Annotated in this window: 6 protein-coding genes; all 6 read right to left on the bottom strand. The window is 43.0% G+C overall.

The genetic code is table 11. The features are described 5' to 3' along the window. Positions 1-74: 74 nt before the first annotated feature. Entirely contained in the window at positions 75-974 is a 900-nt protein-coding gene (locus EQY75_RS00310) for a hypothetical protein (RefSeq protein WP_129601831.1), read from the bottom strand. A gap of 193 nt (positions 975-1,167) precedes the next feature. Beyond that, a complete protein-coding gene (locus tag EQY75_RS00305; RefSeq protein ID WP_129601829.1) occupies positions 1,168-2,208 on the bottom strand; it encodes an adenylate/guanylate cyclase domain-containing protein in 1,041 nt (346 codons plus the stop codon). Further along, entirely contained in the window at positions 2,208-2,582 is a 375-nt protein-coding gene (locus EQY75_RS00300; RefSeq protein WP_129601827.1) for a response regulator, read from the bottom strand. The genes EQY75_RS00305 and EQY75_RS00300 overlap by 1 nt, the downstream gene beginning before the upstream one ends. A gap of 10 nt (positions 2,583-2,592) precedes the next feature. Then, positions 2,593-3,525 carry a sensor histidine kinase gene (locus EQY75_RS00295; protein WP_174719389.1) on the bottom strand — a complete coding sequence of 311 codons (933 nt, stop codon included), beginning with the start codon at positions 3,523-3,525 and terminating at the stop codon, positions 2,593-2,595. After that, positions 3,519-5,990 carry a ligand-binding sensor domain-containing protein gene (locus tag EQY75_RS00290; RefSeq protein ID WP_129601823.1) on the bottom strand — a complete coding sequence of 824 codons (2,472 nt, stop codon included), beginning with the start codon at positions 5,988-5,990 and terminating at the stop codon, positions 3,519-3,521. Before EQY75_RS00290 ends, EQY75_RS00295 begins: the two co-directional genes overlap by 7 nt. Positions 5,991-6,064: 74 nt before the next feature. Beyond that, on the bottom strand, positions 6,065-15,196 hold the full coding sequence (locus tag EQY75_RS13935; RefSeq protein WP_165200395.1) for an ATP-binding protein: 9,132 nt from the start codon (positions 15,194-15,196) through the stop codon (positions 6,065-6,067). Positions 15,197-15,261 lie beyond the last annotated feature (65 nt).

The raw sequence follows: 15,261 nt of genomic DNA, 5'->3' as shown, positions 1-15,261 counted from the left end.
ATTTACCTCAAGCATGCATGTCGGTTTCCCGATCTTATTGCACTAAAACGTAATCGTGAAAGGGAGATGCCTTATCAAGGTTGCTTCTCGATGTAGTACAACACGAAATCCTCGTTTTCTTTTTTGTGATAATAAAGTCCGTTATCATCTGCTGAAAAGGTAGGCCCTTCCACAAATCCGGTGATCTCGGTGATGAGTTGCGGTACTGAAAAAGGAAGATCAGTAGATGTTCGGGTTGCGATGTAGATCCTCGCTTCAGAATCGGGAGAAATATCGCCTATGATCCTGGTAAAACTGAGTTCCAGTTCGTTTTTGGAGATTGCCGCAGCATACTCCAGGTCTTCTGTGTTAATGTTCGCCAGGATAGTGGCACTGTTAGGGTCTCTTTGGAATTCAGTTCCGCTCTTTCTTGCAATTGAAAAATTTGCCTCTCTGGGGCCTCCATTCTCATCGTAAAGTCCGTCTACAAAGTACAGGGTTTGTCCGTCGTTGGCAACTTCCACATCAAAATTCAACCAGCCGGGTTCATTAAGTGATAGGTTTTCCACCACTGAAATATTTGAAAGTACTCCATCTTCATAAGTACCTTTATAGATAGATTGGAGCGTTTGAAAATAGTCTCCTGTATACACATAATACAAAGTGTTGTTCTGATCCATGGTAGGTACACCTTCCAGGTCTTCTGTGGCCACTCCCTGTAATTCCCCCTGATATTCAAAAAGGGTATTGTTGATTCGTGTACTCCAATGCAGGTTGGTGTCAACAGAGGGGTTGTTCCAATTATTAAAGAAGAGGATACTGCCATCCCTGCTTAAAAAAGGCTCCATGATCTGGTCGTCATAGCCCTGAACGGTTACGCGCTGTGGACTTCCAAATTTAATGCTTGTATCTTCGATGACTTCGTCCTCCTCAGAAGAACTACAACTTAAAAGAATAAAGGCGAAGCTTAGGGAAAGTAGGGTATGGAATTTCATGTGGTAGTTTTAAATCAGACTGCGTTTTTGTAAAAAGGTTTGATTTGAATCTCTTTTTATCTTAAAATAAGACCGGGATTGACCTTAGTACTAAACGTAGCTAGCGGACTATTATTTTAGTCTAAAATTCTCGTAATGAGGATGGAATGGAAGGAAAGTATATAAAAATTAGTGGCAGGAATAGGAAATATGGTTATTCTAATACTTCGTAGACGGTAATCTTCTCTTTTTTATTCTTGAGTTGTATATCCCCTACCTTTTTACACTGGAAAGCCTCTTTAACCGTTTGGTAGCAATCTTCAGAGATCAGGATCTGGTTCTCTTCGGCGGCAAACTCCAGTCGCGCTGCCGTATTTACGGTATCTCCTATTACGGTAAAATCGAGGCGTTTTAAACTGGATGATCCTATGTTGCCCGAAACCATTTCCCCACTGTTTATTCCAATGGATACACTGGGTCGGTAACCTCCCATTTCCTTGAGTTCAGGTAGTTTGGCAATTTGCTGCCTTACCGCCAGGGCGGCGTCTAGTGCCCGGTCTAAGTGGTAGTCTCCCCTGAATACCGCCATCACTGCATCTCCCATAAATTTGTCGACATAACCTTCCTGCGCGATGATCTCCTTTACCATTGTATCAAAATAAGAGTTAAGCATGCTAACCACAACATCTGGACTTGTAGTTTCGCTTAGTGAAGTAAATCCGCAGACGTCTATAAACATTACGGTGGCATTCACATTCTCATTGGCCATAACGGTAGACTCGTATTCCTTGCTCCCCATAAAATTGAGCACGTTTTCATCCACATACATTTTAAGTATGTTGTTCTCTCTTACGGCTTTCAGGGTTTCCTGAAGTTCGCGTACGTGTTTCAGGGTCTTTTCCATGGTAATGGTAAGGTCCTCAAAATTGATGGGTTTGGTAATAAAATCGAAAGCCCCACGATTCATAGCAGTTCTAATATTCTCCATATCACCGTAGGCAGATACAATGACAGATTTTAACAGGGGATTTAATTCGTGAATCTTGGTCAGTAAGGTAAGGCCGTCCATTTCCGGCATGTTGATGTCGCTCAGCACCAAATCCATATTGGGATGAGTGCTTAATTTCTCCAGGGCGTCTATTCCATTGATGGCAAAGACAAACTCGTATTCGTTTTGCCGAATCTGTTTGCGAAATTTTTGTTTGATCAGGACCTCCAGATCCGTCTCATCATCTACCACCAAAATTTTTGCCATTACAGTATTGCTTTTAATTTTTCCTTTAAGATACCAAATTCAACTGGTTTAGTAAGGAAGTCATCTGCCCCCAGTTTCATGGCAGTTTCGTAATTTTCCTTGTCTCCATAGGCCGTGATCATCATGACCACCGGTGGGGGTTTAAGAAAATTCTTCTTTATATGTTCTAACAGCTCCAGGCCACTCATCCCTGGCATATTGATGTCTGAGAGGATCAGTACCGCCTCGTGGTTGTGTTCCCCTAAATAGCTAAGTGCTTCTTCACCTGAAAAAGCAAAGGCAAAATCCAGTTCCTTCTTCCGGATCTCTTTTCGAAAACGTTGTTGAAATAGAACCTGTACGTCTCTTTCGTCGTCTACTACTAATATTTTCATGTGGTTTAGGTTATTTAGTTTTCTGTTTATGTGTTTCTTTCGCTGTGGGTAAAACTATGGTAAAGGTGGTGCCTTCCCCTTCTGTGGAAGCTACCTTTAATTCTCCCTTATGGCCTTTAGTCACAATTTCATAACTCATACTTAATCCCAGTCCCGTGCCTCTCCCTGAAGGTTTGGTGGTAAAGAAAGGCTCAAAGATTTTTTGTCTGATCTTTTTAGGGACCCCAAGGCCATTGTCTTTTACCGAAATCTCTACTGTGTTACCGACTTTTTTAGTTGTGACTGTAACAGTAGGCTCATAGTCTTTCTCGCTTTTTTTCTTCCGCTCCTGCACGGCGTGGAAGGCATTAGTGATCAGGTTCAATACCACACGGCCTATATCCTGGGGCACCACTTCAATTTTACCGATAGTCTCGTCAAACTCCGTTTCCATCGTGGCATTGAAAGACTTGTCCTTTGCGCGCAAACCATGGTAAGCCAGACGCAGGTATTCATCTGTCAGTGCATTAATATCAGTAGGTTCTTTTACCCCGCTGCTACTGCGGCTGTGTTGCAGCATTCCTTTTACAATGCCGTCTGCCCTTTTGCCATGATGATTAATTTTCTCAAGATTTTGCTTGATGTCTTTCGCGATTGCCTTTGCTTCTTCTAAATCTCCTTTTTCTATTTCCTCATTCATCTCATCGAGGAGTTCGTTGCTCACTTCCGAGAAGTTATTGACAAAGTTGAGCGGGTTCTGTATCTCATGAGCGATACCGGCAGTGAGTTCCCCGAGGCTTGCCATTTTTTCAGATTGGATAAGTTGGGTCTGAGTTTCCTGTAATTTGACGTATGCTTTTTCAATTTCCCTGGCATGGGCCAGTTCCTTTTCTTTGGCAAGCGCCTTTTCTTTGGCCAGGATCCTGCGCTTTTGATATTTATCAAAGTAAAAGATACCTAACACAAGTAATACTGCATATGTACCATATGCCCAGCTCGTTTGCCACCATGGGGGTGATATAGAGATACCAAGGCTTTTTTTCTCCCAATCACTGCTATTCCTGATGGCCGATCTATAGGTAAGCGTATAGTCCCCGGGGGTACCTTGTTGTAAGTTACTTTCTGACCTGAAAGGCTTTCCTGCCATTCTGTATCATACCCCTCGAGCATGTACAAAATGCGTTTCTTTAATTCCGCCCGTAGATCAACAGCGGCAAAGCTTAAACTGAAGTTATTTTCATTGTAATTAAGCCGAATTTCATTTGCCTTATAAAGGGAGGTTTCAAGAATTCCATTTTCTTCTGGGTTAACAGCCTGGTTGTTTACTTTCAAGTCCATGGCATAGAGTGCCAACTTGCCGGAGGCTATTTTAAATTCTTCCGGTTGAAATGTATAGTACCCATTAGGACTACTGGCAAAATACACCCGGCCATCCTTATCCTTGTAGGCATAACCAAGATCAGGAAATCCATTTACCCTAACACCATTTTTTATACCGAAAATTTCCTTGTTTTTTCGGTCTGTTCCTAGTTTTACAAGGGCCACGTCTGTACCGATCCACAAATTATCAGCATCATCGCCAATTACAGAATAGGTCCATTCTCCTAAAAACGTTCCGGTTTCATTAATTTTATACGGAGACATCTTTGTCCAGTACTTATCTGTATTCCACAGGCCGGTATTCGCTCCTGCCCAAAGGATGCCTTTTTTGTCCACATAAAGATCCCTGATGGCGGGACCGGTAAAAACAAGCTCTAACTGATCTGTAAGTTCATTCAATTTGTAAACTCCACCTGCAACAGAACCAACCCATACTTGCCCTGACAAATCCTCTACGATTTTCACGCCCCACCCTGCAGTGTCTGACTGATTCATTTGTTGATTTGTATATCTTTTTATAGTTCCTTTCTCCCTGTCCAATTTATGTGCTCCGTTAACGGTACCGATCCATAGATTGGAATGACTGTCTTCATAGATATCGGAAATAAAAGAATTACTTATACCTTCTGAATCATTGGTATCATCATGTATAAACCTGGTAAAAGAGTTAGATCTCTCATTAAAAAGATTAAGCCCATTGTAAGTGCCGATCCAAAGATTGTCTTTTCGGTCTACGTATAGGTTTGTGATATTATTATTACTCAGGCTTCTGGCATTCTTTTTATTGCTTGTAAATTGTTCAACCCTTTCTGTTTTTCTATTCTTGCGTAAAAGTCCGTGCTCATAGGTTCCCATCCATAATTCTGAAGTGTCCTTTACTACCAGACTGCTAATCTGTTCCCTTTGTTGTATTTCTGAAATTTGAGGAATATGGGGATCTATCCGGAAGAGTTTATTTTCCTGGGTGGAAATCCAGATGAGCCCATCATTGGAAACATCGCACCACCAGGATGAATTTTCCTTATAATTTCCTGATTGTATCCCTTTAGTTCCAAAAAGTGCCATGGTATTTGAGATGGGATCCCACCGATAGATCCCATCTGCATAGGTGCCAATCCAAAGAAATCCATACAGATCTTCGTGAATAAAAGTGATATGTTGCATTCCAGGGGTTGCTTCGGGAAGGCTGAAGGCCGGGTATTCAGGATCGAACTCATAGCGTGTAATTGCCCCTGTCTCGCGGTCCATTTTGTGAAGCCCATTTTTGTTTGTCCCAATCCAGAAATTACCTCGACTGTCTTCACAGATGGCCCGCACCTGATTTGCCTTCAGGCTTTTAGGATCGTCGGGGTTGTTCATATAACGGGTAAAGGAATTGGTGTCTGGGTTATAACGGTTAAGTCCTCCTGCCCCAGTATTCCAGGGGAAACCGGTTCCTACCCATAAGGTATCATCCGAATCTTCATATATCACCCGCACGACATCATGACTAAGACTGGAGACATCGTTTTTATCATAACGAAAATGAGTAAACTTCCCTGTAGAAGGATCTAATTTGTCCAGACCATTTTCGGTCCCAATCCAAACCATTCCATCATGAGCAACAAGAACGGCACTTACCCCACCATCGCTAAGGCTCTCCGGGTCATTAGGATCATGTGCATAATTGGTAAAACTTTCCGTATCAGGATCGAAATAGTCCACTCCCTTGTCGCTAAATCCTATCCATAATGCCCCGTCGGAATCGGCTGCAAAACATTCGGGATAAAATCCTCCCAGGGCGTTTTCTTTTTCCGGATTGAAGGCATAACGCTTTATCTGACTTCCGTCGTATCTTAAAATACATCGGTTGGTCTGGTCCGAAAACCACATAAAGCCGTAGCTGTCTTGTGTTATCGCATTTATCTTCCCCAGGGAAATATCCTCCACTTTGGCAATCTGCTCAAAATTCAAATTTGTTGATTGTGCCTGTATTTTTGTGATGGAATAAGACCCAATAAAAGTCAGGAATATTGCTATTGCCGCCCTTATGTCTTTTATTGCAGTCATGGTTTAGTGGTTTTTGGCTTCAAAGGGGATGAAGATTAAAAAAGTGGTTCCCTGACCTTTTTTGGTGTCTACTTTTAATTCCCCCCATGCCCTTTTGTAACGATATCGTAGCTCATGCTTAATCCCAGTCCTGTACCCTGCCCGGTAGGTTTGGTAGTGAAGAAAGGTTCAAAGATCTTTTCTTTGATCTCATCGGGAATTCCATTGCCATTATCCTTTACCCTTATTTCTACTCCTGCCTTAGATTTCTTTGTACTTACGGTTACTGTAGGCATATAGTTAGAATCCTCCGAAGCTTTAGCGTGGGATGACTTTTCTTTTACCACATAAAACGCATTGGTAATAAGGTTTAAAATAACCCGGCCCAGATCCTGGGCAAGTACGTTTACCTTCCCTATGGACTCGTCAAAGTCGGTTTCCAAAGTAGCATTAAAACTCTTGTCTTTGGCCCTCAGGCCATGATAGGCCAGGCGCAGATATTCGTCGGCCAGGATATTTATGTCTGTAAGTTCTTTTTCCCCGCTGCTGGCTCTGCTGTGTTGCAACATCCCTTTAACAATGCCGTCTGCCCTTTTGCCGTGATGTGCAATCTTGTCCAGATTTTGTTTGATATCATCCAGCAGGGCTTTCACCTCCTCCAGGTCACCTTTATCCATCTCCTCCTGCATTTCCTCTAAGAGTTCAACACTCACTTCCGAAAAGTTGTTGACGAAATTGAGCGGATTCTGGATCTCATGGGCAATCCCGGCCGTAAGCTCACCCAATGAGGCCATTTTTTCCGATTGGACCAGCTGATTCTGCGTGGCCTTGAGCTCTTCCAGTGTGTTCTCTACCCGTTCTTTAGCTTTCTCCAATTTGACAAAATCCTCATACCGCGCATAGGCAATGGCAAAGGCATCAGCAAGGGTTTTTACCAATTCGATCTGTTCCTCCTCTAAAGATTCTGTATTTCCTACATACAACATGCCCTGGGTGAAGGGTACAAAATGAAGGTGGAGCGACTCCGGGGGTTGTTCGGCTCCCTGATACTCGTTCTTATTACTCACCTGTCCCAGGTCTACCATCAACTGCATAAATTCAAGAAACTGTTTCTTATCCCAGTGTGTTCTGAATACCTCACCCTTTTTCCAGTGCGCTACAATTGCAGCTGTAACCTTATCGGCTTTAAATGGAATCTGCATAGCGCCGAGGGAATGTCCATCCGGTGCCGATAAAAATGCCTGCACTGTTTTGTTCGATTCATTTATGATAAAAACCCCGCATCGAATAAATGGAATCTCCAGGAAGGTGAGTTCATTCCAAATCAGGGGGGTGATACGTTCCAGGTCTGAAGCAGAACGCATACTGGCAATCTGTCCGCGTACCCTGTCTAGCGTAGCTTGCTTTAGCGCGTCTCTGGCTTGTAATTCAGCTTTTTGGATATCGAGAAAACGCTGGTAGAGTCGGCCGAATTCCTTGGCAAAGCGGATCACAATATCTTTTTCCTCCTCGGTTGCCCTTCTGTTGTGGTTAAAACCAATATATCCGTACTTACAATGTCCCTGGGTGGTATACAAGCCATCGGGAAAATCCTCCGGGTAAATTTTATTCTCCTCGGGTAGGGCAGACATAACCTCATCGAGTAATTCCCATACTGCGGGAAGTACTTCCGGGGGGTATTCGATAAAGTCTATGGCATGCATCTCACTTTTCTTCCAGTTGGCAAAGGAAGTTTTCCAGCTTTCCACTGCATTTACGTCGATCAACTGTTCGGCAATGACCCGTTTCTTCCCCCCTGTCGTAATACGCAGCGTAAAGGTTTCGTTTTCTTCGTCGAAGAGCGTCAGGTGAGTGAGTACAGGATTGATCCCCAGGGAATCAAATTGGTCAAAAAGCACTCCGAGTACATCGGTCAATTCGTCGGTATGGTGCATGGCCATAGCTCTGGCACGAATACGTTCCAAAGAAGCTTCTATCTGTGCTTCACGAGCTTGTTTTTCAGCGTTCAGCAGATCCAGGTAGCGTCTGTAGGTTTGTCCAAAAACCCCGGCAAACCGTTCCAACACCTTTGATCCCTCCTCGGATATTGCATTCTCTGTAAAGGCAAAAAGAATTCCGGCAGAAAAAACAAAACTCTTGTGGTAAATCTTATCAGGTAAGGTATCCAGATCCACGGTGAAGGAATATTCAGGTTCCGCATTGAGCTTGCTGTAATAATTCCTGACATCCCCATCCTTTAATTCATATGTATATCCTTTCTTACCCCTTTTCCACGAATTTTTTACTCCCACCAGCATAGGGTGTATCGTCATATCGAGCATCCCCAATTTTAACTCTACCTTTCCTCCAGGCGTAGCATTGGCAGACCAGGTTTCCATTTTTTCATTTCCTTCCAGGATGCCTATTCCACAACGTATGGAATCTTCCAGATTTAAATTCTTGACCTCATCAAATAAGGTGACAACGGTTGCTCCTACGTCCTGACTGTTATGCATGGCCATGGTTTTGGAACGAACCCGTTCCAGTGCCGCTTCAATCTGAGCTTCCCTCGCCTGAAATTCTGCTTTTTGCAGGTCTAAGAAGCGGGTGTAGGCCTGTTCAAACACCTGTGCAAACCTTCCGAAAATCGAATTTTCTGCCTCAGTAAAAGGGATCGCCTTGTAGTTAACAACATACAGGTCAATATTCTTCAAGAAAAAGCTAGAACGGGCAAAACCCGATGCCGTCAAAATAAATTCTTTTATGGTTTCCGGATATTGCTTTAGTTGGGTATATCTAATGAGATGTTTACTCCATTCTTTGTTTTCTGCGGCTGAAAATACATCTGTAATAAATCTAAGTCCATTTTTCTTAGCGCTGTAAACGCTATTCATTACCCGACTGTCAATAGGTGGCACTTCCATCAATATAGGTTGGGGTTGCCCCTTTGAGCTTAGCCAAAAAGTAAAAGCCCCCTCCACATCATTTTTTGCAAAACTAACTGAGTCAAAATTTAAATTAAGTCCTCTCAATTGGTCAGAGACAACTTTAATTAAATCTAGCATTTCGCTACTTTTATGCATGGCCATACTTCTACTGCGTACTCTTTCCAATGCTGCCTCTATCTGAGATTCCCTGGCCTGTGCTTCTGCTTTTTGAATATCCAAAAAGCGCTGGTAGAGCCTCCCGAATTCGGTAGCAAATTTTATTACAATATTTTTCTCTTCTTCTGTTGGCGGACGGTTGAGATTACAACCTATGGTTCCGTAAGTGCAATACCCTTCAATATTGTACAGGCCATCTGGAAAATCTGATGGTAAAGGCCTTACCTTTTCAGGAACTGCATGTACAAGATCTTTTAAAATTTCCCAAACATCTGGTAAAATTTCAGCAGGATAGAATTGATCGCTAATCATATCAGGAGTACCCTGTCTGAATTTTTCTCCGTAATCCTTCCAGATTTCATTTTCACTAAACTTTACCGTTTGTGTTCCGATGACTTTTGCGCCGTTTTTACCGGTTACCCGCATGGTAAATGTGTCGTTTTCTAAATCATACAGATTTAAAACAGCGAATACCGGGTTTATTTCCAAAATCACAAACTGCTCAAAAAGCACTTCCAGTACATCACTCAATTCATCTGATGAATGCATAGCCATAGATTTGGCACGGATTCTTTCCAGAGCCGCTTCAATTTGTGCTTCCCTTGCTTGTGCTTCTGCTTTTTGCAGATCGAGAAAACGGGTATACGTTTGCTCAAAAACCTTGGCAAATCGTTTAAAAATAGGATGTGCTTTAGGTACAGGTTCATAGGTGATGAACATCAGGTAACCCTGTGGGAAATAGAGGATATGAAATATTTGAAATGTCGGTAGTGATAAACCTGCATTTAGCAATTCATCCAATATTTCTCCAACGGTAGGGAGCGTGCGCATAAACTCATAATGCTTTACCAGTTTTTCACCTCCTAACTCCTCCACATAAAACGTGTCGCCCTTTTTTATAGGGTCATAAAAATTATAGCCTTCTCCTATAGTTGGCAGACTAAATGATTTTTGGAGTTCCCCTTCGCTACTCATATTACAGGAAGCGAATTTTTTATCCTCGGACTCCCAAATACAATACCCCGCACTCCAAGCCGGAATTCCTAAAGACTGTATTTGCAGAAAAAGGGTATTGGCGGCTTCCGGCAATTCTTCACTTCGCTGCATCGCCATGGTCCTGGATCGCACTTTTTCGAGAGCAGCTTCAATTTGGGCTTCCCTGGCTTGTGCTTCTGCTTTTTCGAGATCCATAAAACGGATGTAAGCCTGCTCAAAAACTCTTGAAAAGCGCTGTAGGATCTCATTCTCTTCTTTTGAATAAGGCTCGTCTGTATAACGAGCAATCTGAATACTGGAGTATTTTGAAAACGATATCGAGGTTGAAAAAGCCGGCGCAGTTTTCATCTTTTTTTTAAGTGGGCCGGGGAACTCTCCATGCTTGAGTAAGTGCTTAGTATATTCCTCCTTCTCCTTTCCCGAATAGGTCCTGGCAAACAACTTTACTCGCTCCGCAATGGCTTTGTTGTAATCACGCTGTACCTCCGTGTCTTCATTAAATGGAATCCGCAGGGCTTGTCCAAAAGTGGAGCCTCCTATCCACACATCATAATCGTTTTTTGCTTCAATGACCCCGCTCATCCCCACGGCATCCAACTCCAGCCCTAGATTCTGGAGTTGTTCGTAAACCTCGTTGGCTACCTCCTGCATTTCCGTTGTGGAATGCATGGCCAATGAGCAGGAACGCACTTTTTCCAGTGCGGTCTCAATTTTTGCCTCCCTTGCCTGGGCCTCTGCTTTTTGAAGATCGAGGAAACGGGTATAGGTCTGTTCAAATACCTGGGCAAAGCGTTTAAAAATATCATGCGAGTCCGGCACTTGTTCAGTGGTTATAAATAATAGATACCCATACTTAAAGTACACCACATGATCTATTTGATATTCGGGATAAGCGCCATTTGTTTTTTTTAGTTGCTTGAGAACATCCCCTATTACAGGCAGGGTACTCATGTATTCATAATGTGCTATACACTTGGCTCCTTTGAATTCCTGAATGTGCAGTTGGGAACCCTTTTGTCCCAGATCATAGTACTTTTTAAAAATTCCTTTTCTTGGAACAGTATAAGTTGGTAGAATACCTTTTTCATTTCCAAACCATTCAATGGAGTCTTTTTCCCTGTAAATATTAAAGGCGCAACCCCAGGTTTGTATACCCAGTTTCCGTACCTGTTCATCTAATAAAAAGGAAGCTTCCTGCAACTCATCACTGTGTTGCATGGCCATAGTTCTGGCCCTGACTCTTTCCAATGCCAGTTCTATTTCAACCTCACGTGCCTGGGCTTCTGATTTTTTCAGGTCGAGGAAACGGCGGTGGGCAAGATCGAAAGCCCCTGCAAATCGTTGAAGGATAAATAAATCTTCTTCAGGGGGCTGTTCTACCACACCCGGTAAACTGTAACCGATCTCTCCGTGGGTTGTTCTTGCCATGATAAAGGTAAGGCCTCCAATATGCCTGATATCATCATGACTCGGGGCGTTGGGATCTACCTGTTTAAAATCGCCAAGATTGATCATCTTGTCCACATAGTCAATAGCCGCCTCAGCATCCATAGGATAAACTACTAAAGGCTTCTTACTCTTTTCCCAGTTTGCCAATAATTTGATGTCGCCATGGAGATGACGGGGTAATTCCATGACCATGCCAATCCGTTTTCCATCCCCGGAGGTCATTGCTTTTTCGTATTTATCCGGTAGCCACATCATATGCCAGAAATAATGTGCTTCGTGGCCGAGACGAATAAATTCACTGCGCATGGTCACCACTATATCAAGTAATTCAGAGGATTCCTTCATTGCCATCGCCTGAGAACGAATACGTTCTATGGCCAGGTCTATTTCTGCTTCCCTGGCTTGTGCTTCTGCTTTTTCCAGATCCATAAATCGGATATAGGCTTGCTCAAAAACTCCGGCGAAACGTTTCAGTGTCTCCGCATCTTGATCAGTATAAGGTTGATCCGAATAATGCACTACCTGAATGCCGGAATTCTTTTTCGGGGCGATCATGGTGGTGAAAGCATCAGAAGTTTTCATCTTTTTTTTAAGTGCTTCCGGAAATTCCCCGTGGGTTAGCAGGCGGTCGATGTATTCCTTTTTGACCTGGCCAGAATAGGTTCTGACGAAGAGTTCCGGCCGGTCTTTAAGCATCTTATTGTAATCGCGCTGTACCTGAGTATCCTCGTTATAGGGAATTCGCAAAGCCGATCCCAAAGGGGCACCCCCTATCCAGACATCGTAGTCCTGTTTAGCCTCAATGATCCCGCTCATGCCTACGACATCCATTTCCATGCCCAAGGCCTGAAGCTGCTCAAAAACCGCATTGGCTACCAGCTGCATTTCACTGGTGTTATGCATAGCCAAAGACTGTGACCGTACTTTTTCCAGAGCAGCTTCAATTTGTGCTTCCCTGGCTTGGGTTTCTGCATTCTTTAGCTCTTCGTAGCGTTTATACGTTAAGTTCAACACCGTAATTAATCTTCTATAAATTTTGAGTTCCTCTTCATCTAATGCCTTGTCAGACCAGGCATAATTGGCGGTGTCCTTTAAAAAGAAAAAGTAGCCGTGTTGTACAGTATCCATAGGTGGTATCGGTACGTCAATGGCGCGGCCTAAGATTGAGTAATAGCTTTTCATTTCCTCTCCCTGAAGGGCATAGTACAAATCTTCTTTTGCCAGAAAATTTTTATATATCTTTTCCAGTAACGGATGGCCTTCAAGTTTTATTTGACCTACCACTTTCCCTAAATCCGTAGCCGTATGTAATTCAACTATTTTGGTATCCGCGTTTAATTTTGCATGTCCAAATCTTAAAGCATGCACCTGGAGGGTATCTAGTTCTTTATAGAGTATTTCCACGGTATCGGCAAGGTCATCAGAACTGTGCATTGCCATTGCTTTTGATCGAATCCGCTCCAGGGCCGCTTCAATTTGTGCTTCCCGGGCATGGGCTTCCGCTTTTTTGATATCGAGGAAACGTGTATAGCTCTGCTCTAACACCTTAGCAAAACGTTTAATGATTTCATTTTCCTCCTCACTGTACAGAATCCCATCATAGCGCATTACTGACAAGGAGGTATATTTCCCCATTGCATTAGATGTTCCCAGGCCAGGGCTGGAAAAGATGAGGTCTTTTCTTGCCTGAGGCGCATTTCTAAGTATGGTATTATCAAAAAAGTGATGAAATAAATTATCCTTCTGGCGTTTCGAAAATTTTAGTGTATAAAATGATTCCCCATTGGTTACTGCTTCCCTGAAACGTTTGAAAAATATATTTTTAGAGAATGGTGCATGAACCTGTTCCGAATAAACCACACCATTGGTGACTATCCAAATATGCATTTCTTTTGGGTCATCAATAGATTCGATTATTTGGGCCGAGTGCATCTTCAATCCCAGCGAAGCCAATTGATTGTACAACATCACCAAAACATCATGAAGATCTTTGCTTTTGTGCATGGCCATGGAGGCTGAACGGACTCTTTCAAGAGCCATTTCAATCTGTGCCTCCCGGGTCTGGGCTTCCGCTTTTTGTATGTCTAAAAATCGTTGGTATACCCTTGTGAATTCAACGCAAAATCTGATTAGGATTTCCTTTTCTTCATCCGTGGCCGGCCTTTGATGGTCATAGCCCAGGTAACCAAAAGGGGTGTACCCCGCCATGGAATAACCTCCTTCGGGAAAGTCTTCGGGTCCCATGCGATCTTCTTTAGGCATGGAGGAAAAAGTTTCGGAAAAAATGCCAAAAAGTTGGGACAATACTTCTTTGGGGAAAAAGATCACTTCAACGGTATCGGAATTGTCCGTAAGCCATTTGTCGTACAGGGCCCGGAGTGCCTCCATGCTATCTACTTCCACCACCTGCTTCCCCGGCATTCGTTTCCCCGATTTACCCGATGCCCTGTAGGTAAGGGTTCTTTGCTCACGATCAAAAAGACTTAGGAACACATTCACCGGCTGTATGCCCAGATCATCAAACTGTCTGAATAATACCCCCAAGACCTCATGCAATTCATCACTGGATTGCATGGCCAAAGACCTGGCCCGAACCCGTTCAAGTGCGAGTTGTATTTGTGCTTCCCGGGCCTGTTTTTCGGCATTAGCCAAACCTAAAAAGCGGATATAAGCTTGTTCAAAAACGTTGGAAAATCGCCTTAAAATCTCATGTTCCTCTTCGCCAAATCCTGCACCTTCTTCTGAAAATTTAATAATGGCTATTCCTGAATTCTTTGAAAGCGCAATTGAATAAGCGCCCGATTTTGTACCTAGTGCATATTTTTGCCTGCTCTCAGAAATATTAATGTTTGCGCTTTTAAGAAGATGGCGGTACACACGATTTTTAACTTTTTTACTCATCCCAGCTATGGAAAAAAAGCTTTTGTTTTTTTGTCTGGCATTATAAATGCCATCAAATATTTCATGCTTGATATATGGAAAGTATACTTCATTGGGGTAAACTCCACCATCCCCTGCGATCCACATATTAAATCCTTTATCATTTCCCTCCTCAAATCGAAATAGGTGTGCCGCATCAATATTTAACCCAAGGCTATTAATTTCCTGTGCTACAGTTAATACCACCTTATGCAGTTCCTCACTTTTGTGAATGGCCATTGATGCCGAACGTACCCGTTCCAATGCGGCTTCAATCTCTAATTCCCGTGTCCTTTCCCTGATCTTTGCTTCCAACTCCTCATTTTTCTTGCGCAGGCCTTCCATGGGCAAAGCCTCTTCCTCAGCTATATCACTGTCGGGTGTAGAGCCGTGAAAGTGGGTAATTAACCATTTGCCGGATACTTTTTCTAGAATGGTAGAAAGCCTGAGCGGCAGGTTGTGATCATTGTCCTGCAAATGGAGTTCAAAATCCTCAAGGATCAAGTAGTTTTTACCATCAGAGAGGAATTTTTCAAAAATGATTTTGCGTGTCAATGTATATTCTGTACCCTTTAATTGTTCGGCCTGCATTTTAGCCATTCTCTTTAAAGCTGCCTTGTCACTTAGAAATTCATGTGCAGCGGTACCATATCCATGAAAATCCGGATGAACGATCTCATCGAGCTTTTCAATAGGCCCGAAGTACAAAAGTACCTCGATCATTTTTTCGTAAACAGCGTGGATCTCAGTTATATTTCTGCCGTGGGAAGATGGATTCATTGGTGGTGGTTATAGAGGACGTTTGGCAGCATAGCAAACACCATTAGCTATTAAGTAATGGTCTT

Origin of the sequence: Muriicola soli, from assembly GCF_004139715.1 — a bacterium.
In the GTDB taxonomy this organism is placed as follows: domain Bacteria; phylum Bacteroidota; class Bacteroidia; order Flavobacteriales; family Flavobacteriaceae; genus Muriicola; species Muriicola soli.
Note: the sequence above shows the minus strand (reverse complement) of the source record. Positions and strands in the feature narration are given on the sequence as shown.